The sequence below is a fragment of the Psychrosphaera haliotis genome (assembly GCF_009728465.1).
GTDB classification, from domain to species: domain Bacteria; phylum Pseudomonadota; class Gammaproteobacteria; order Enterobacterales; family Alteromonadaceae; genus Psychrosphaera; species Psychrosphaera haliotis.
In genome coordinates this window covers 123,293-141,202 of record NZ_WOCD01000003.1, presented here as the reverse complement: position 1 = coordinate 141,202, position 17,910 = coordinate 123,293, and the positions used below count along the sequence as shown (strand labels likewise).

Here is a 17,910-nt window from a genome sequence, read left to right as displayed (position 1 = left end):
GTTGTGGAACATTTTTTATTAAGGCAATACAACTTTATAAGGCTTAACTATAGATTGCGCATAAACACCAGCGGCCAAGTACGGGTCACTGTTTGCCCAAGTTTTTGCTTGTTCTAAAGAATTAAACTCTGCAACAACTAAAGAGCCAGTAAAACCTGCTTCACCAGGATTTTCACTATCAATGGCTGGTAACGGACCAGCAACGAGTAATCGGCCCTGTTCTTTTAATTCAATTAATCTAGCTAAGTGCTTTTCTCGAGTTGCCAATCGGTTTGATAATGAATTTGCCACATCTTCAGAATAGATCATGTAATACATTTTGTTTCCTTAAATTGGGTTGTAAATTATATTTTCAGCGGATCTTGCTTTAATTGCAGGAAAAATCAAGTTGAATGGGAAGACAGTGTTCAAATTACTTGGTAGCATGGCTCAGTACACAATTAAAAATAATTATAATAAAGGTAGTTTGTATGAGTGCGGAAAGAGAGCATTTTTCATCAAAGCTTGGTTTTATATTGGCAGCAGCAGGATCAGCAGTTGGCATCGGCAATCTGGTTGGCTTTCCAGTAGCAGCAGCTAAAAACGGCGGGGGAGCATTTTTATTCATTTATGCTCTGTTTGTCATTATCATTTGTTTACCAGTCATGATGGCCGAAATGGCCGTTGGAAGACACACCAATAAAGACCCTCTTGGGGCCTATTCAAAAATTTCTGAAAACGACAGTAAGTGGAAACTAGCCGGATGGTTAGGTGTTATTACGCCATTTATGATTGGGGTATTTTATCTAGTCATTACCGTTTGGATTTTCGGTTATTTGTTCTCTGCCGTGACTGGCGACTTAGCATTGCTAGCGGATCCAAATACATTTGGCCAGTTTGTTACTAGCTCTAAGTTATTTATATATATGGCAATTGTATCGGCGATTACGGGCTTTATTTTAATGAGTGGCGTAAAAGAGGGCATCGAAAAGGCTGCAAAAATCTTAATGCCAGCATTATTTTTGTTGCTAGTATTACTTGTTATTTATGTTTTAACACTTGATAACGCACTGGCTGGTGTCTCATTTTACGTATTACCTGACTTCAGTAAAATTACTGGCAGTGTGGTAAGTGGTGCTTTGTCTCAAGCGTTTTTCTCATTATCGTTAGGTATGGGTATCTTAGTAACGTATGGCTCGTATATGAGCAAAAAACAAGACATTGCAGACTCTTCAAAATTGGTTGCATTAACTGATACGGGTGTTGCGTTTTTTGCAGGACTATTAATTCTTCCTGCAATTTTCAGTTTTGACCCAAATGTAAATACGTCTGAGCTTTCTGAGTCCTCTATATCTCTTATTTTTGTATTGCTACCTAAGATTTTCTTATCATTGCAAACAGACATTGGTTACGTTGGCGCAAGTGCAGTAGCTTCGATTTTCTTCTTATTAGTATTTTTTGCCGCGATTACTTCTTTAGTTTCTATTATAGAAGTTCCTAACTCTGCAATCATGGGTGAGAAAAACTTATCTCGTAAGAAGTCTTTATCGACATTGGCCGTAATGGTTGTATTGTTATCAGTTGCAGCGACTATGTCATTTGGTATGTCTGACTTCTTTACTAGTTTCGTCAATTATGCGGGTGCAGATAAGTCTTTATTCGACGTAATTTATGATGTGTTCTACGATACTATTTTGCCACTAAACGGCTTGTTAATTTGTTTATTTGTTTCAATTCGTTGGAAAAAAGCCAACTTCAATAATGAATTAATGGAAGGGGCTGCGCCAGGTAAACATAAGTTTTTGCTTAAATACAGTGACTTTGCGCTATCAACTATTATTCCAATTTTGTTGACGCTTATATTCATTGATACAGTTGCGAGAAAGTTCTTTGGTCTCAACCTAGTGTTTTAAATTTATTTAGTGTTTAAATTTAATTCGAGTTTTTAAAAGCAACTAAATCAAAATGTTGCTATTAAAAATAACGAATAAAAACGAAATTTAAGATATAAAAAAGCCGCTTATGAAAAGCGGCTTTTTTTATTTAAACCCAACGAATTATTCAGTATATGAATCTTCTTCATCGTCGTAGTCATCATCACCCATGAATACACCCCAGCCATCTGAGTAGCCACTGTGCTTTTCTGCTATGCGCTTGTAGTCTTTCTCAAACTCACTGATCAGCTCATAAGTCGGTTTCAGTACTTTTGATACTTGCAACTCTATGGCATCACTTGCTTCACCGCCATGGTCATAGTTACGAGTTTCTACTTTTACAATTGGCTCGTCTTCTTCTATGCGGCGCATAAATATTTTTGCAACTTTGTCTGCATCTTCCTCTTTATGAAATAGTGCAAAAAAGTCGATAACGTAGTCGGGTTCGAAATCAAAACCAGCATCGGCCATTTCTTGTAAAATTTGGCCAGTTTCGTCTTTTGGGAAGTTCATTTTAACTCTTCTTACTGTCTGTTGATTCTAATATTAAACGGAATAGTATCATGTATGTTAGAACGAAACGGGTTTATATCTAATCCACCACGCCTTGTGTAACGAGCATAGACACTTAATTCTGTAGGATTACAGTGTTCCATTAAGTCGGTATAAATTCGTTCTACACACTGTTCATGGAACTCGTTGTGCATCCTAAAAGATATTAAATACCGTAATAGTGCCTCTCGATCAATTTGAGTTCCTTTGTATTCAATAATTACACTAGCCCAGTCTGGTTGGTTGGTAATTAGACAGTTGGATTTTAATAGGTGACTATTTAGGGTTTCATGCACTGGCACGCCGGCTTTACTGGTTTTAAGCAATGAAGTATCAAACTGATAGTTATCTATCTCGACATCCAAGCCGTCAATGTTTTCACCAGGTAACGCCTTAACCTGAAAATGGTTAACTTCACTAATGTCGTGTAAACGTACACTAACAGGTTGGCCAGCACAATTTGCTAAATCAGTAGTCATTGATGTATGGACTAAGGACCAATCAGCGAACTTTGTTTGATTAAAGCTGTTTAAGTATAGTTTAAATGACTTACTTTCAATTAAGTTTGGGCTGGTAATGGGTACATAAAACTCAGCAATGGCAACAATAGGTTTACCTTTAGCATTTAACCAACTTACTTCGTATCCAGTCCAAAGATCGATACCTTTGAAAGGTAATTCAGCTCCTAAGTTTAGATCGTTGCGATTTAGGCTTCGCGGTACTCCTTGAAGTAACTCAGGCTGGTATTCGGTAGCATATTCAGTTGCCTTGCCAAGGGATAGATTAGCAAGCGCTGCATCGTCATTATATTTTGCTGTCATAGTTAAAAATCTATATATTAGTGTGCTGTATATTGTAAATGCCAACCATTAAAAGTGAAGGTTTAATGTCTAAAAATTCGAATTTAACGCCGGTTTTAACGGAAATAATTATCAACTGGCACGAAATGGCAAAGGAGCGAGGTTATCCTGCATTAGAGTTAGATGATGATTGGCCATCGCCATGCGCGCAGTCAAACTCTGATGGAGCGTTTTGGCAACCTGTATTGCAGTCGGGTAACACTAACTCAAAGAAGAGCTTTGATAATGTCGGCGAGGCTTTTGAATTAGAGATAAATCAGCAATACAGTGACTTGTTCACGCTTTATTTTTCAGATAATTTAAACATGAAGCATGAAAAAGGGGATTTTCAACTGCTGCAGGTTTGGTCAGACGATGATTTTGAAAGGTTTCAACAAAACTTAGTTGGACACCTTTTGATGAAACAGAAATTAAAGCAAAAACCAACCTTGTTTTTTGCTTTAACAGAGCAAGATGATCTAAATTTGGTTGTTGACAATACTTCGGGTGAAGTTTGTTTAGAGTATGTTGGAAAAGAGCCGCATGAAACAATAGCTAACAATCTAACTGAGTTTTTAGAAAAAAGTGAGTTAGTGTTCTAAAGCAAAGTTCGCAATTAATTCGCTTCATTTTGAAAGCTCACTTAACTAGTGAGCTTTTTTATAATCACTTTAAGTTCTTCAACTTGCTTCTTTAACTCCATTGCATCTCGCTCTAGCTGCATAATACGCAGTTTATCAGTTAGTTCAGATTCAACATGGGTCTCGTGTTTCTCTAGCGCTATGTTTGGGTTTGCAGAGTACTGTTTAATTCCTTCAATTATTAGCGGTAACACTTTAGGTCCCGTCATTCTTGTTTTAACCAAAGCGACGGAGGGTTGTTTGCCTTCTAAGGCAAGTTGTTTGCATATAGCTAGTACTTCATTTGTATTCATTATTTAGTGTTTTTGACCATAAAGTTATGTTTTTAACAAAAGTGCTTTGCGCTGGTTTAATAATTTTCTTTTATATCAGCTACTTAAAAGTTGGAATTGTTTTTGTATAATAGTTTTTAAAGTATAACAATAACTTCTTATTTTTAGAAAGGACTATAAAGTGAAAAACTCAAACTTGTATAAGTTACTAATTGCATTACCTTTAGCAGCCTCGCTTACTGGCTGTATCATTGTCGGAACCGATGACGGTCCAGATGCCAATTGGATGAGCTCAAACTCTGATTCTGCTTGGAAGGAAGAGCAAAGAGTCAATAACCAAAAAATTGCCGATTTACAACTAGGCGACAGTTTTGAGAAAGTAAGAAGCCTAATGGGAACGCCTAGGTTTAATGAAGCGTTTGAAAAAGAAGGTAAGGCGGTTCAAGTTATTTTTTATCGTACTATGCACAAACATTCAGATGGTGAAACGACAAAAGATGAATGCACGGCTTTGATTTTTAACGGTGGGGAATTAGTTGGTTTTGGCGATAAGGCTTACTCCCGACTTTAATCTGGCAAATGATAAAAACCAGATTCGACTAACTTAAATATTCGATACGGGTTAAAACCAGTCATAAAAAAGGCCTGTAAATACAGGCCTTTTTGCTTTAAATAGAAGAAGTTAAACTTTATTTTCTTCGCCTAATTTGTGGAAGTCTACTTTTTCACTAGATAGACCTGCATCAGGATTGTTAAAACGTTCGTAGTCGAATTCTTTTTCAGATGCCGCAACAACACAACTCACCATACAGTCACCAGTTACGTTCACAGCTGTGCGTGTCATATCTAATAATCTATCAACACCTAAGATTAATGCTATGCCTTCAACTGGCAAGCCTACCTGCTGCAATACCATTGCTAGCATAACGAGTCCTACACCCGGCACGGCCGCAGTCCCGATAGAAGCTAATGTTGCTGTAAGCACAACCATAAGGTAGTCGCCTATTGTTAAATCAACGGCAAATATCTGTGCGATAAATACTGTAGCTACACCCTGCATAATCGCAGTGCCATCCATGTTTAAAGTTGCACCCATTGGCAAAGTAAACGACGCAATAGAGTTGTTTACACCTAGTTTTTTAGTCGCTGTTTCCATTGTAACGGGCAATGTAGCGCCTGAGCTTGATGTACTAAATGCAAAAAGGGCAGCGTCACGCATTTTTTTGTAGAATGTAATAGGATTTAATCCTGTAAATGACTTTAATAGCAGGGCATAAACAACCAAACCATGGAACAGTAAAACTGCAACTACTAGTAGGAAGTATTTACCTAGGTTGGCAATGATTGCAAAGTCCATTGTTGTCATTAACTTAGCAAGTAAACAAAAGACGCCGTAAGGTGCTAGGTTCATCAAAATTACAACTAAACGCATAATCACGGCATTGATATCAACAAAAATAGCAGCAAGTCTTTCACCTGGCTTGCCTGCTAATGCCATTGCAATACCAAATAGCAATGCAAAGACAATAACCTGTAACATATTGCCGTTTGCCATAGAAGCTATAGGGTTAGTAGGGAACATGTTAATTAATACTTGTGCAAAACCGGGCGCTTCTTTAGCTGCATAATTGGCTTCGGTTGCCATGTTAACGCCTTCGCCTGGTGCAATAATTAATGCAGCAACAATTGCTAAAGTAATGGCGATTGCAGTGGTTAACAAATATAAGGCGATAGATTTACCACCAAGTCGAGCAAGTTTTGATGTGTCATTAAGGCTACATGTGCCCACCACCAAAGATACAAACACAAGTGGCACTACAATCATTTTTAAACTAGCTACAAATATGGCGCCACCGACATTAAATAACCCGTCGACAAAAAAGTCTTTTATAGAGAGTTCAGCAAACCCTAAAGGTATTACGAAGTCTCCGTTGCTTCCAAATAGCGCTTGAAAAAATATACCGATGCTGATGCCGGCTATCATCCCTACTAAAATTCGAGCGGTTAAACCCATCTTTTTATTTTCCTGTTGAGGCGTCATGTTTATTTATTCTTATTTTATGAATTAATTTATAGGCGCAATATAATCATAAAATTGAATTAATTTCACCTTTGGGCGATTAATCATTGTTCAAAATACAAAAAATAATAGAAAAGCATTGTGTAATAAATTGATATTTATTAACTTAGCATCAGAGATTGCTGCAGATGCATATTTTAATAGGGAGAAGTTACATGTCACCAGCGCTTCTTAAAAGCTCAATGAAAAGCTTTATAGTTGGTTTATTTACATTTTTAATCGTTGCTTGTAGTGGCGACGGTAGTCTGTCAGATGGCAGTTCCACAGATGATTCAGGTTCGGGGGATTCGAATGTATATGAATTGTCGGTAAATTATGTATCTTCAGATGGCTCAACTATATCTAGTATTGATTTTGGTGAAGTATGGACGTTAACCGCTACTCTAAGCTTAGATGGCGAAGTTGTCGAAGATGCAACAATCAATTTTGCGAACTCAAACAGTGCATTTGTTAACCTTGGTAGTACGCAAGCCGTAACAGACTCAAGTGGACAAGCTCAAGTTACCGCAACAGGAGCGTCGCAAGCGGGGGCAGGTTCGATAACAGTGAGCACCAGTGTTGGTTCTGTAAGTACTGTTGTCATTGACTACACCTCAGTTGGAGACCAAGTAGCAAATAATAATCATAAAGCCTTTTTAGTACCGACTAGCACTTTACCGGAAACTTTCGACTCTCTCACAGGTTCAACACTGACAACTATTTCTTCTTCTGAACCTGGTCTTATTGTGGTTCAGCTTAACGATGACAACCGCGAGCCAATTTCAAGCGATATCGTTTACGTTGAGTTAGACGAAAGAGCGACAGGTTTAGTTAATTTAAGTGTGGATAACGGTGGAATAGCGACAGATAAAAATGGTTTTGCTAGCTTAACGTTAGAGGCATCTAACCAAAGTGGTGCCGGGATTATTAATGTAATTTATAACGAAGAAATAATACAAAAAGTAATATTTGAATCTGCGGGTGACGGAGACGTTGAAGCCGCAAAATCTATAGGTAGTATTGAACTGTTATCTGACTCCTTTCAAATGGCCTCTTCAGGTGCTCAACTAGTTAACTTAGTTAGTCTTATTAAAGACGACAACAATAACCTAATGGAAGGGGTTACTGTCTCGTTTCGTTCTACTTCTGGAGGTGTTGCAGTAACTCAAGCAACTACTGGAGCAGACGGTAAAGCAACGGCGACATTAAATACCATCAACGCACCTGAAAGCAGAGATATTGAAGTTGATGCTTTTGTTGGAGACAAGCTTGATACAGTGAAGGTTATCGTAACGGGTACAACTATAAAGATTAACGGCAATGATTCTATTGTTACAGGAAATGCTGCAGACTTTACTGTTGAGGTATTAGACTCAGATGGTTCTGGTATTACTCAAAAACGAGTCTACCTTTCTAGTGAAAACAATAATGCACTACTAAGTAAAAATGGTGGAGCTTTAGCTGTCGATGGTGCTAATGGCCTTTCTTATGTCGAAACAGGAACCTCTGGAAGCGCACAGTTTAAATATGACGCTACGGCTAGTGGCTCTGATACGATTGTTGCTACGGCACTTGGGGAAACCACTAGTTTTGTGATTTCAGTTTCACCAGACACTTTCATAATTGATGAACTTACTGTTGATGATGAAGTTGTGACTACTAGTGAAGTGCCTATGAAGCAAGGTGGTACTTTTAAGCTAACATGGCAAAAAGATGATGCACCGTTTGAAGGTGACGTCTTATTTTCGACAACTCGAGGTCAGATATTTGCGAATGGATCAGATCCAGACACTGATATGCCTTTAACCACTGAAGTTGAAACAACCGATGGTTCTGTAGAGGTAATGTTAGTTTCTTCTAATGCAGGTCCAGCAATTTTGACAGCAAAGGCACCTGGGTTGTCTGCAACGTTTGAGTTTGAATTTGTAGCAGAAGAAGCACATCAAATTACATTACAAGCGTCACCATTCTCCATTGGCCCTAATGGCCAACAGTCGACTGTAAGTGCGGTTGTAAGAGATCAAGACGGGAACCTAGTCAAAAATAGACCGGTTAATTTCCAATTGTTTGACGTAAGTGGTGGGGAAATTTTTCCAGCAACAAATATTACCGATAGCAATGGATTAGCCACTACGGTTTATACGTCAAATACTGTGTCGTCTTTAAGTGGTGTAGCTATAGCAGCCTGTACAGATGTTAGCGGAGATGAAAGTAATTGTTCAATTTCTAGAGATACAGGATCAAATACCAATAACAATAGTTTAGACGATACATATAGTTGCACCGTTAATGGTAAACAGTGTGTATCGGATAGTGTTGGGATCACTGTAGCAGAACGAGAGTTGTTCATTACAGCGGGGCTTGGTAATGCTCTAGCAGAACCGACACCACAAGAATACCAATACGATATTCCAGTTTACGTTACCGACGTAAATAGTAATCCTATATCAGGTGTTGAACTTAGCATATCAGCAGTACCTACTCATTACGCTAAGGGCATTTGGGTTCAGCAAATTGATGCTGAAGATGATTCATTTATAAAATGGATTTCTCAACGCTCAGTTACATGTACAAATGAAGACATAGACCGTGATGGTGTATTAGACGCTACTGTTAACGGCGATGGTTTTGATGAAGACATTAACGGTAATGGTGTTTTAGACCCGGGCAATATTGTTAGAACAGAAGGTAACTTTGTTACAGATGAGAACGGCTCAACAATGATTTCGATTGTTTACCCGCAATCATATGCGGCTTGGGTTGATTTAGATTTTGTTGTTTCGGCAAAGATGGCCGGTACAGAGCATTCTCGTACATTGAAGATTACCTTGCCAGTTTTACAGGATGACGTAACCGATGAGAAGTTTGCTCCAACTCGACATGATTATGGAACCGACAATAGCTGTTTGACTACAGACTAACCTTTGTATTGCCATTAGAGCTTTTACTTTTTATTACCTTAAAGCTTTTAATGAATACTAGATAAAGTGAAAAGGAGCCAGTTGGCTCCTTTTTTTATATAAAAAAGCGACGTAGAAGTCGCTTTTTCTTTAAGGCTCGTAAAAAATTAACGTTGGAAGTCGTAAACAGAACCAAGGTTTAATATTTGAGTTAGCTCATCTAAGGCCGTACGAGATTCCATTACTAGGCTAGGGTCAATTAGGTCGTTTTCAGACAACTCATCGCGATAATGTTTGTCTACCCAATTGTTTAATGTGCCAAATAACTGATCTGACATTAGCACGTGCTGATTAGTAGCTGCTAGCTCTTGCTCGCTTAACGCAACGCGTAAACGCAAGCAGGCTGGGCCGCCACCGTTTCTCATGCTTTGCTTAACGTCAAAAAAGTGTACTTTCTTAATTGGTGTATTCTGGCTAACAAGTTGATCTAGGTATGCCGATACAGACGCACTTTCTTTACACTCCATTGGTGCAATGATAGCCATTTCATTATTACCGATATCAACTAACTGAGTATTGAAAAGGTAAGTTTTAACCGCTTCTTCAACGCTAACTTGATTCGAAGCTACTTTAACAAAGTGCATCTCTTTATTGTTTTGCGCTGCATATTTGCGGTTAAGCTCAGTTAGTTTTTCCTCAGTATTTAAAAACGCTTGCTCATGGTAAAACAGCACATTTTGATTACCTACGGCAATTACATCGTTATGGAATACACCTTGGTCAATAACATCTGGATTTTGCTGAACGTAAACAACGCCTGAATCGTTTAACTGATGTAACCTAGATACTGCGGTACAGGCTTCAAATGTGTGACGAGCAGGATACTTAACCGGTGCAGGCTTGTTGTGATCAAACGCATAACGTCCGTACACAAACATTTCGATACCACCTTGTCCGTAGTCATCACAAAATCTTGTATGGTTTGCAGCGCCTTCATCACCAAAATGATCATTGTCAGGCAAGTGGCGGTGATGAGCAAAATGTTCATCGTTTGCAAACATGGCTTGTAAAATTCGGCCACTTGTTTCTGGCTCTAAAGAGCGGTGAAACTTATTGGTCAGGTTTGCAGGTGTAAAATGAACTTTTTTGTCGGCAGTATCTGAACTCGGTGAAACAGTCGCTGCATTAGCGGTCCACATACTCGACGCTGAATACACTGCTCGTAATATTTGAGGCGCATGCTGTTTAGCTTGCTGTAAGATATTTGCATCAGAGCCAGTAAAACCTAAGCGACGCAATGCATTCATGTCAGGGCGCTCTTGAGGAGCAAGTACGCCTTGTTTTAATCCCATGTCGTGCAATGCTTTCATTTTTTGCAGACCTTGTTTGGCCGCAGATTTAGGATTAGATACGTCTTTTGCGTTTGATAAGGAGGCTACATTACCAACAGAAAGACCAGCATAATTATGAGTCGGCCCAACTAAACCATCGAAATTGGCTTCAAAATACTTCATTTATTGATAACTCCTCTATATTCATTTCCAAATAGATTTTTATTCAGAAAAAAAATTATTATTTTTATAGTGAAAGCTGATTTTTCAACTTTTCAGTGTTCCAGAATGATTGAAAATAAAATTCAAAATTAAAACTAAATAATTTTGCAACTAACAAAAATCCCTGTAACACTTGTAAACATTGCCTGTCAGAGGCTGTAAAACGTTTATATTATACGCAGTTAAGCAGAAAAATCTAAGTTAAAGAAAGAAATTGATAGCGATTTATGCTTGAAGTCGAATAGAATCGCATATATATCTTATAAGTTAGTATAACTACGCAAATAAACCAAAAACACTCACGTGGCTTAAAAGTTAAGCGGCGAAACAGTTTTATAAGTGATTGAGGAATTATGGGAAAATCTCTGGTAATAGTAGAATCACCAGCAAAAGCCAAAACTATCAACAAGTACCTCGGAAAGGATTTTGTTGTTAAGTCTAGTGTTGGTCATATTCGTGATTTACCCACGTCCGGTGGACCTAAGAAGGCCGCGGAAAGAACATCAACTAAAGGCATGTCTGTCGAAGAAAAGGCAGCCTTAAAAGCAAAAAAAGACAAAGAAGCATTAGTTGGACGCATGGGCATCAACCCTGATAAAGGTTGGGCGGCTAAATACCAAATACTACCAGGCAAAGAAAAGGTAGTAACCGAACTTAAAAAGCTCGCCAAAGATGCTGACCAAGTTTATCTCGCAACGGATTTGGACCGCGAAGGGGAAGCTATTGCATGGCACCTGCGGGAAATTATTGGCGGAAGTGACGATAAATTTAAACGTGTTGTATTTAATGAGATTACTAAAAGTGCAATACAACAGGCGTTCTCAAAGCCGGGTGAATTAAACATTGACCGTGTAAATGCTCAACAAGCGCGTCGTTTTTTAGACAGAGTTGTTGGCTTTATGGTGTCGCCACTGCTTTGGAAAAAGATTGCTCGAGGGTTATCAGCTGGTCGAGTTCAATCGGTAGCAGTACGTCTTGTTGTTGAACGAGAGCGTGAAATTAAAGCGTTTATTCCAGAAGAGTTTTGGCGTTTGCATGCGGATACCACGACGGTTGCCAAACAGGCGATTTTATTAGAAGTTGCTAAACAGCAAGGTAAAACATTTAAGCCGGTGAATAAAGGCCAAATGGATGCCGTTTTAGAAGACATTAAGTCTCAAGCATTTACCGTTAGCAACCGTGAAGACAAACCTTCGAAGAGCAAACCGTCAGCACCATTTATCACATCAACTTTGCAACAAGCAGCGAGTACGCGTTTAAGTTTTGGTGTTAAGAAAACTATGATGATGGCGCAGCGACTTTATGAAGCTGGTCATATTACTTATATGCGTACTGACTCAACGAACCTTAGTTCTGAGGCGGTTGGTGCTTGTCGTATGTTTATTCAAAGTGAATTTGGTGAAAAGTATTTACCTAAATCACCAATGATGTACGGCAGCAAAGATGGCGCTCAAGAGGCCCACGAAGCGATTAGACCGTCAAATGTTGGTTTAACGTCAGATAAGTTAGACGGCATGGAACGAGATGCTGTACGTTTGTATGAGCTTATCTGGAACCAATTTGTTGCCTGTCAGATGGTGCCAGCAGAATATGATGTTACAAACGTAACGGTTACCGCTGGAGACTTTGAATTACGAGCGAAAGGCCGTGTGCTTAAGTTTGATGGTTGGACTCGTGTTCAACCTGCTGTTAAAAAAGCAAACGACGAAAACCTTGAATTACCTGATGTTAAAGTGGGTGAAGAGTTAGCATTAAAAGAGTTGATGCCGAAACAACACTTTACTAAACCTGTTGCTCGTTTTTCAGAAGCCAGTTTAGTTAAAGAGTTAGAAAAAAGAGGCATTGGCCGACCTTCAACGTATGCGTCAATTATCGGCACAATACAAGATAGAGGTTATGTAAGATTAGAAAGCCGACGCTTTTATGCGGAAAAAATGGGCGAGATTGTTACAGATCGCCTAGTTGAAAACTTTACAGACTTACTAAACTACGACTTTACAGCAAGAATGGAAGGTCGATTAGATGAAGTTGCGCATGGTGATTTGAAATGGAAAGCGCTTCTTGACGAATTCTATAAAGAGTTCAAAGAGAACCTAGAAGTGGCGTCGCAAGAGTCTGATGAAGGCGGCATGCGCCAAAATACGCCAATTGAAACGGATATTGAGTGCGGTAAATGTGGTCGTAACATGAATATCCGTACAGCAAGTACAGGTGTATTCTTAGGTTGTTCAGGTTATGCACTGCCTCCAAAAGAGCGTTGCACAAATACCATGAACTTAACCTCAGGTGACGAAGCAGAAAGCGTGACCAATGAGGAGCAAGAAGCGGAAGCATTGCGTCATATGAAACGTTGTCCAGTTTGCTCAACGGCAATGGATAGTTATTTAATTGACGAAAAACGCAAAATTCATATCTGTGGTAACAACCCCGTTTGTGAAGGGTTTGTTATTGAGAATGGTGAGTTCAAGTTAAAGGGTTATGACGGCCCACTTATCGAGTGTGATAAGTGCCAATCAGATATGGAATTAAAATCTGGTCGCTTTGGTAAATACTTTGGTTGTACTAACTCTGAATGTAAGAACACGCGTAAATTACTTAAAAACGGTGAAGCTGCGCCTCCAAAAGAAGATCCAACTCACTTGCCTGAGTTGCCATGTGAAAAATCTGATGGTTACTTTGTGTTACGTGATGGTGCCGCTGGTTTATTTATGGCTGCTTCAACTTTCCCTAAATCTAGAGAAACGAGAGCTCCATTTGTAGAAGAGCTTCAAAGGTTTAGAGATAGGATTAGTCCTAAGTTCTATTACCTAGCTGACGCGCCAGCGCAAGATCCAGATGGTAATAAAACCAAAGTTAGATTTAGTCGTAAAACCAAACAGCAATACGTTATGACTGAAGATGATAATGGTAAGGCAACAGGTTGGTCTGCTTGGTTTACTGAAGGTGAATGGACAGCGGAAGACAAACGCAAAAAACCAAAAGCTAAAGCAAAGGCGAAGCCTAAAGCAAAAGCGAAAAAATAACGCTTAATATTGGAAACGTCTGTTAATTAGTGTGAGTTTTTGATTCACTAAAACATAAGTAAAAGCCGAAAGACGTTAATCTTTCGGCTTTTTTGTTGGTGCCTTAGGCAGGGATGTGTGTCATCCATTCTTTAAGCCAAGGTAGCGCTTTTGTTTCTGGTTTCTAATGTTTCACATGCATCAATTTTTAGCATAGGAATTGGAGCTATGCCTTGAAGCTCATAAAATAACTCTTCCATTTTTTCACCAGCGCCACAAAATGTCTGGTAACTTGAGTCGCCCAGAGCAATTACCCCAAAAGGTTTTTGATTTTGCATTGGCATTGTATCCCTTGCGCCAAAGTAAAAACCTTCAATATTATTAGGCAGATCACCTTGACCTGTTGTAGAAGTGATAACTAAACACGCATCAACGTCGTGAATGTCGCCAACTAATGCAGAGTTATTATATATTGTTGTATGACCAGCAGCATGCAATTCATTTTGAACCGTGGCTGACAGGGTTTGAGCCGCGCCAAAAACGCTACCCATTATAATTGCTACAGTTGCCATATTTATTTTCCTTGTAAATCTGTTTCCCAACCACACGTATTTATTAAATGATTTAAAGCGTCATCTAAGGGGGCCGTAATGGTTATGTTTTGTTTCGAAATAGGATGATTAAAACTCAGTGATTTAGCATGCAATGCCAGTCTTGTTAAATCAAGGTTTGCTCGGGCTGATTTATTCTGTTTGCCGTCACCATGATTTGTATCGCCAATAATTGGATGCCTGATGTGTGCCATATGGCGCCTAAGTTGATGCTTTCGACCTGTTTTAGGCGTTAACTCAACTAAAGAGTAACGGCTTGACTCATAACGACCCGATGGAAATGGAAGCTCAACCTTTGCTAGTGTTTTAAGTAGAGTTTGTGCTTCTTGTGGTGGCAAGTCTTTATCGCGGTCTTTGTCGGCAAATTTATCGTGAATGTAACTCAATGCGTAATCAATTTTTAAAGAGTCTGGTGTATGTCCTCGCACCACGGCTAAGTAAGTTTTTTCAATGGAGCCTTCTATAAACGCCTGGTTTATTTCATGGGCAACTTCACTGCTTAATGCAAATAGAAGAACACCAGAAGTTGGTCGGTCTAGACGATGCACCGGAAATACATGTTGGCCAACAAGATCTCTGGTTAATTGAAGCGCAAATAGCGTTTCACGCTTATCAATTTCACTTCGGTGAACTAACAAACCCGATGGTTTGTTTATTGCCACTAAAAACTCATCTTGATATAAAATTGATAATTCAGGCGCTTGATCAAAAATTATGTTTCGCATTGTTCGTTTATTCAATGAATATTTAGCAGAAAGGATACCACTTAAAGGCGAGAGCCCCTATAATTGCCAGGCAAAATAATTCAAAGGATAAATAATGACGACGGCAACTCCAAATAACCCAGTTCCAACTATTGCAGACTTAATGGCGAAAGCTGACGCTAATTGGCGCGTTTTTGATATGGGCAGAAGGATTCAATCGATTAATAAAAATGACTTTGCCGTCATGGAACGAGGTGAAAAGCCTTACCCTTATCCATTGCAACAAAAAGCTAGATTTGCGGTTTTATTTTGGGATCAAAAAGAAAGTAAACAAGCGAAAGTAAACAACCCATTTATTTGGTTTTTACAATTTGATGTTGACGAGCTTGGCTTATTAAATTTGCAGCAACGTGATCACTTTATATCAATTGTTATTAAAGAGTTAGGGTCAGCTATTGTTGGCAATAACGATAGTTCATCTGAAAAATTAGACAATCATCCATATTCATTTACGCCAGATCAAAATAAGCAGGCGTCTTTTAATGCAAAGGTAAAAGTCGCGTTAAAACAACCTGCGTCTATGTATTATGAACATGTTCAGTCGTACTTTAACAATGAAATTAGTACGGATAAGTGGCAGGAGCTTACGGTTCAGGGTATAGCTGATTTTGCCGCTAGAATTGAAGATACGAACAACGAAAGTAACCTAATAGCAAAGTTAGATGAACTAACGGTACAGATATTAAGTGTATTAGGTGGCACGTTGGAGCATTCAACAATTTCAACATTGCTAACCACTAAACTAATAGAGCAACAGAACATCGCATTAGACTCTTCAGATCATGAAGAAGTATTTCATTTATTAAGATGTATGGCGGGCAGTGAAGCAAAAGGTTTGGTAAAGGAACAGCTTAGTCATTTGTTGGCGCAACCAGATTTAAATGAAGAGAGTTTATATTTAATAATTGCAGGTCGCTTTTGGGATTATTTAAACGACCCTGAGTTATTAAATCTTTATTTTGATAAAGTAGCGCAGCATAGTAACCAACAGTTATTTGCCGGGATTTTTGCAGACTTAGTAGCCGTTCCTGCAACACGTGCTAGTTTGCTTGGCCTATTGCGAGATCCAAATCGTACGGCAGCTGTTTCAAGATCGATTGGAACCTTGTTCGGCAACCAATAATATTTTATTGACGATGGCTTTAATACCATTGCCTCTTGATGGACTTAGCTGTTGTAATAAGCCAAGTTCATCAAGATAACTTTCTATCTTAAAGTCTAATATTTGGTTTTGCTCTTTGTTGTTATAAGCAGCAAGAATAATAGTTATTAAGCCTTTTACCACTTTTGAGTCAGACGACGCCGCAAGCTTTAATTGGCCATTTACCCATTGATAGTTTAACCACACACTGCTTTCACAACCCGCAACTAACTTGTCATCTAGCTTTAATGAAGCAGACAGTTCGGGCAGTTCTTTACCTAATAACATGATACGTCGATATTGATTTTGCCAACCTTTTTCTTTTAGCAGTATTTCCACTACGTCAGAAGACGTAAAATGAAACTGATTGGAGAACTCAATAATATCTTTCTGCATTTTCGCCTACTTATATATCTAATAAACTGATGGTGTTGTTAAGTGCTTTAATAAAGGCTGTAACATCGTTGCTGTCATTATAAACACCAAGAGACACACGAACGGTGCCATCAACACCTAATGCGGCCATGAGCGGCATTGCGCAGTGGTGTCCACAACGAACGGCAATCCCTTGTTGATCCAATAACATACCTATATCAGCCACCGATTCACCGGTAATAGTAAAAGATACTACGCCTACATTATTGTCCATATCACCATAAAGCTGAATGTTGCGGTTCTTTTTTAGCTCACTAACAAGTTGTGAATGTATTAGGGTAATTTGATTATGCTGTGTTTGATAATTTGGACTACTAATAAATTCAATAGCCGCCTTTAGCCCAATAACACCAGCAATGTTAGGAGTACCTGTTTCTAATAAGGCTGGAATTTCTCTAAATTGGGTGTTTGTTCTCGTCACCTTAGTGATCATCTCACCGCCAAAGTTTACTGCTTGCATCCCACTTTTGGCCCTGTTGTGAATATACAGAACACCTATGCCCGTTGGGCCATATAGTTTGTGACCAGAAAAAACGTAAAAATCACAATTTAGCGCTTCTACATTTACTGGAAGGTGAGCAACAGCCTGTGCGCCATCAATTAAAACGGTCGCTCCTGACTCTTTTGCCATGCGCGTCATGTCTGCTATAGGGTATATAGTCCCTAAAGCATTCGATACATGTTGAATCGCAATTAATTTAGGTTTGTTTGCTATAACGTGGGCGTATTGTTCTAAATCTACTTGGCCATTCTTTAATAATTCAATAATTGTCAGCTTTAACTGCTTGTTAATGGCGAGTTGCTGCCAAGGAACAAAGTTGGCGTGGTGTTCAGAGGCTAACACTACAACTTCATCACCTGCTTTAAGATTGTGGTTTGCCCAGCTTTGAGCGACTAAGTTTATTGAGTCAGTAGTGCCTTTTGTCCAAACAATGTTGCTAGAACTGCCTGCACCAATAAATTTAGCGACGCAAGTGCGGCTTTGTTCATATTGAGCGGTGACATGCTGGGCTGCTTGATATGAGCCTCTGTGCACGTTTACATTGTTAGCTTGATAAAACTGCCTAATGGCATCAATTACCTGTTTAGGCTTTTGAGTAGTTGCCGCGCTATCAAGATAGACAAGGTCAGGGTTATTACTAAAAAATGGGAATAATTGTTTGAGGCTCATAATTACGCATAAAAAAGGGCAAACTAACGTGGCGCTAGTTTACCCGATTTCATTGTG

General features: G+C 39.0%; 16 protein-coding genes. 6 read left to right on the top strand and 10 right to left on the bottom strand.

Features of this window, described 5'->3' with window-relative positions:
• Positions 1-18: 18 nt before the first annotated feature.
• Positions 19-318, bottom strand: coding sequence for a YciI family protein (locus tag GNP35_RS05210; RefSeq protein ID WP_155695142.1), 300 nt, complete (start codon positions 316-318; stop codon positions 19-21).
• 152 nt (positions 319-470) lie between these two features.
• On the opposite strand from GNP35_RS05210, the gene GNP35_RS05205 reads away from it, so the two are divergent.
• Entirely contained in the window at positions 471-1,892 is a 1,422-nt protein-coding gene (locus GNP35_RS05205) for a sodium-dependent transporter (protein ID WP_155695133.1), read from the top strand.
• A 144-nt stretch (positions 1,893-2,036) separates the two neighbouring features.
• On the opposite strand, the gene GNP35_RS05200 is transcribed toward GNP35_RS05205, so the two are convergent.
• Together GNP35_RS05200 and queF are read right to left on the bottom strand one after the other, a co-directional pair.
• A complete protein-coding gene (locus GNP35_RS05200) occupies positions 2,037-2,426 on the bottom strand; it encodes a ribonuclease E inhibitor RraB (RefSeq protein WP_155695126.1) in 390 nt (129 codons plus the stop codon).
• Positions 2,427-2,437: 11 nt separating this feature from the next.
• Complete coding sequence (gene queF / locus GNP35_RS05195) at positions 2,438-3,286, bottom strand: NADPH-dependent 7-cyano-7-deazaguanine reductase QueF (RefSeq protein ID WP_155695124.1); 849 nt, start codon at positions 3,284-3,286, stop codon at positions 2,438-2,440.
• Between the two features lie 65 nt (positions 3,287-3,351).
• Between queF and syd the strand changes: the two genes are divergently transcribed.
• Positions 3,352-3,906, top strand: coding sequence for a SecY-interacting protein (syd, locus tag GNP35_RS05190; protein ID WP_196492442.1), 555 nt, complete (start codon positions 3,352-3,354; stop codon positions 3,904-3,906).
• A 41-nt stretch (positions 3,907-3,947) separates the two neighbouring features.
• Here the strand turns inward: syd and GNP35_RS05185 are convergent, their stop codons facing one another.
• A complete protein-coding gene (locus GNP35_RS05185) occupies positions 3,948-4,238 on the bottom strand; it encodes a hypothetical protein (RefSeq protein ID WP_155695120.1) in 291 nt (96 codons plus the stop codon).
• Positions 4,239-4,398: 160 nt separating this feature from the next.
• On the opposite strand from GNP35_RS05185, the gene GNP35_RS05180 reads away from it, so the two are divergent.
• Positions 4,399-4,788 carry a DUF3192 domain-containing protein gene (locus GNP35_RS05180; RefSeq protein ID WP_196492441.1) on the top strand — a complete coding sequence of 130 codons (390 nt, stop codon included), beginning with the start codon at positions 4,399-4,401 and terminating at the stop codon, positions 4,786-4,788.
• Between the two features lie 111 nt (positions 4,789-4,899).
• Here GNP35_RS05180 and GNP35_RS05175 read toward each other — a convergent pair whose 3' ends face one another.
• Positions 4,900-6,258 carry a dicarboxylate/amino acid:cation symporter gene (locus GNP35_RS05175; protein WP_155695118.1) on the bottom strand — a complete coding sequence of 453 codons (1,359 nt, stop codon included), beginning with the start codon at positions 6,256-6,258 and terminating at the stop codon, positions 4,900-4,902.
• Between the two features lie 194 nt (positions 6,259-6,452).
• Here GNP35_RS05175 and GNP35_RS05170 point away from each other — a divergent pair, with 194 nt between their 5' ends.
• The gene (locus tag GNP35_RS05170) at positions 6,453-9,197 is read left to right on the top strand and encodes an Ig-like domain-containing protein (protein ID WP_196492440.1); all 2,745 of its coding nucleotides are present in this window, start codon (positions 6,453-6,455) and stop codon (positions 9,195-9,197) included.
• A gap of 146 nt (positions 9,198-9,343) precedes the next feature.
• On the opposite strand, the gene astB is transcribed toward GNP35_RS05170, so the two are convergent.
• The gene (gene astB / locus GNP35_RS05165; protein ID WP_155695113.1) at positions 9,344-10,690 is read right to left on the bottom strand and encodes an N-succinylarginine dihydrolase; all 1,347 of its coding nucleotides are present in this window, start codon (positions 10,688-10,690) and stop codon (positions 9,344-9,346) included.
• Positions 10,691-11,082: 392 nt separating this feature from the next.
• On the opposite strand from astB, the gene topA reads away from it, so the two are divergent.
• Positions 11,083-13,752: a type I DNA topoisomerase gene (gene topA / locus GNP35_RS05160; protein ID WP_155695112.1), complete on the top strand. Its 2,670-nt coding sequence runs from the start codon at positions 11,083-11,085 to the stop codon at positions 13,750-13,752.
• Between the two features lie 131 nt (positions 13,753-13,883).
• Here the strand turns inward: topA and GNP35_RS05155 are convergent, their stop codons facing one another.
• Together GNP35_RS05155 and truC are read right to left on the bottom strand one after the other, a co-directional pair.
• Complete coding sequence (locus tag GNP35_RS05155; RefSeq protein WP_196492439.1) at positions 13,884-14,303, bottom strand: flavodoxin domain-containing protein; 420 nt, start codon at positions 14,301-14,303, stop codon at positions 13,884-13,886.
• Between the two features lie 2 nt (positions 14,304-14,305).
• Positions 14,306-15,067 carry a tRNA pseudouridine(65) synthase TruC gene (truC, locus tag GNP35_RS05150; RefSeq protein WP_155695110.1) on the bottom strand — a complete coding sequence of 254 codons (762 nt, stop codon included), beginning with the start codon at positions 15,065-15,067 and terminating at the stop codon, positions 14,306-14,308.
• Positions 15,068-15,161: 94 nt separating this feature from the next.
• On the opposite strand from truC, the gene GNP35_RS05145 reads away from it, so the two are divergent.
• The gene (locus GNP35_RS05145; RefSeq protein WP_155695108.1) at positions 15,162-16,229 is read left to right on the top strand and encodes a DUF3549 family protein; all 1,068 of its coding nucleotides are present in this window, start codon (positions 15,162-15,164) and stop codon (positions 16,227-16,229) included.
• Here GNP35_RS05145 and GNP35_RS05140 read toward each other — a convergent pair.
• Both GNP35_RS05140 and GNP35_RS05135 read right to left on the bottom strand, forming a co-directional pair.
• Entirely contained in the window at positions 16,194-16,643 is a 450-nt protein-coding gene (locus tag GNP35_RS05140) for a SufE family protein (RefSeq protein WP_155695106.1), read from the bottom strand. The genes GNP35_RS05145 and GNP35_RS05140 overlap by 36 nt on opposite strands.
• Positions 16,644-16,653: 10 nt before the next feature.
• Entirely contained in the window at positions 16,654-17,853 is a 1,200-nt protein-coding gene (locus tag GNP35_RS05135; RefSeq protein ID WP_155695104.1) for an aminotransferase class V-fold PLP-dependent enzyme, read from the bottom strand.
• Between the last annotated feature and the right edge of the window lie 57 nt (positions 17,854-17,910).

What these genes read in the sequence shown, in the direction of transcription:
- syd (WP_196492442.1), top strand. Translation starts at nt 3,352, where the DNA reads ATGTCTAAAAATTCGAATTTAACGCCGGTTTTAACGGAAATAATTATC.
- GNP35_RS05175 (WP_155695118.1), bottom strand. Translation starts at nt 6,258, where the DNA reads ATGACGCCTCAACAGGAAAATAAAAAGATGGGTTTAACCGCTCGAATT.
- GNP35_RS05205 (WP_155695133.1), top strand. Translation starts at nt 471, where the DNA reads ATGAGTGCGGAAAGAGAGCATTTTTCATCAAAGCTTGGTTTTATATTG.
- GNP35_RS05200 (WP_155695126.1), bottom strand. Translation starts at nt 2,426, where the DNA reads ATGAACTTCCCAAAAGACGAAACTGGCCAAATTTTACAAGAAATGGCC.
- GNP35_RS05140 (WP_155695106.1), bottom strand. Translation starts at nt 16,643, where the DNA reads ATGCAGAAAGATATTATTGAGTTCTCCAATCAGTTTCATTTTACGTCT.
- GNP35_RS05135 (WP_155695104.1), bottom strand. Translation starts at nt 17,853, where the DNA reads ATGAGCCTCAAACAATTATTCCCATTTTTTAGTAATAACCCTGACCTT.
- topA (WP_155695112.1), top strand. Translation starts at nt 11,083, where the DNA reads ATGGGAAAATCTCTGGTAATAGTAGAATCACCAGCAAAAGCCAAAACT.
- queF (WP_155695124.1), bottom strand. Translation starts at nt 3,286, where the DNA reads ATGACAGCAAAATATAATGACGATGCAGCGCTTGCTAATCTATCCCTT.
- GNP35_RS05155 (WP_196492439.1), bottom strand. Translation starts at nt 14,303, where the DNA reads ATGGCAACTGTAGCAATTATAATGGGTAGCGTTTTTGGCGCGGCTCAA.
- GNP35_RS05145 (WP_155695108.1), top strand. Translation starts at nt 15,162, where the DNA reads ATGACGACGGCAACTCCAAATAACCCAGTTCCAACTATTGCAGACTTA.
- GNP35_RS05210 (WP_155695142.1), bottom strand. Translation starts at nt 318, where the DNA reads ATGTATTACATGATCTATTCTGAAGATGTGGCAAATTCATTATCAAAC.
- GNP35_RS05185 (WP_155695120.1), bottom strand. Translation starts at nt 4,238, where the DNA reads ATGAATACAAATGAAGTACTAGCTATATGCAAACAACTTGCCTTAGAA.
- astB (WP_155695113.1), bottom strand. Translation starts at nt 10,690, where the DNA reads ATGAAGTATTTTGAAGCCAATTTCGATGGTTTAGTTGGGCCGACTCAT.
- GNP35_RS05170 (WP_196492440.1), top strand. Translation starts at nt 6,453, where the DNA reads ATGTCACCAGCGCTTCTTAAAAGCTCAATGAAAAGCTTTATAGTTGGT.
- truC (WP_155695110.1), bottom strand. Translation starts at nt 15,067, where the DNA reads ATGCGAAACATAATTTTTGATCAAGCGCCTGAATTATCAATTTTATAT.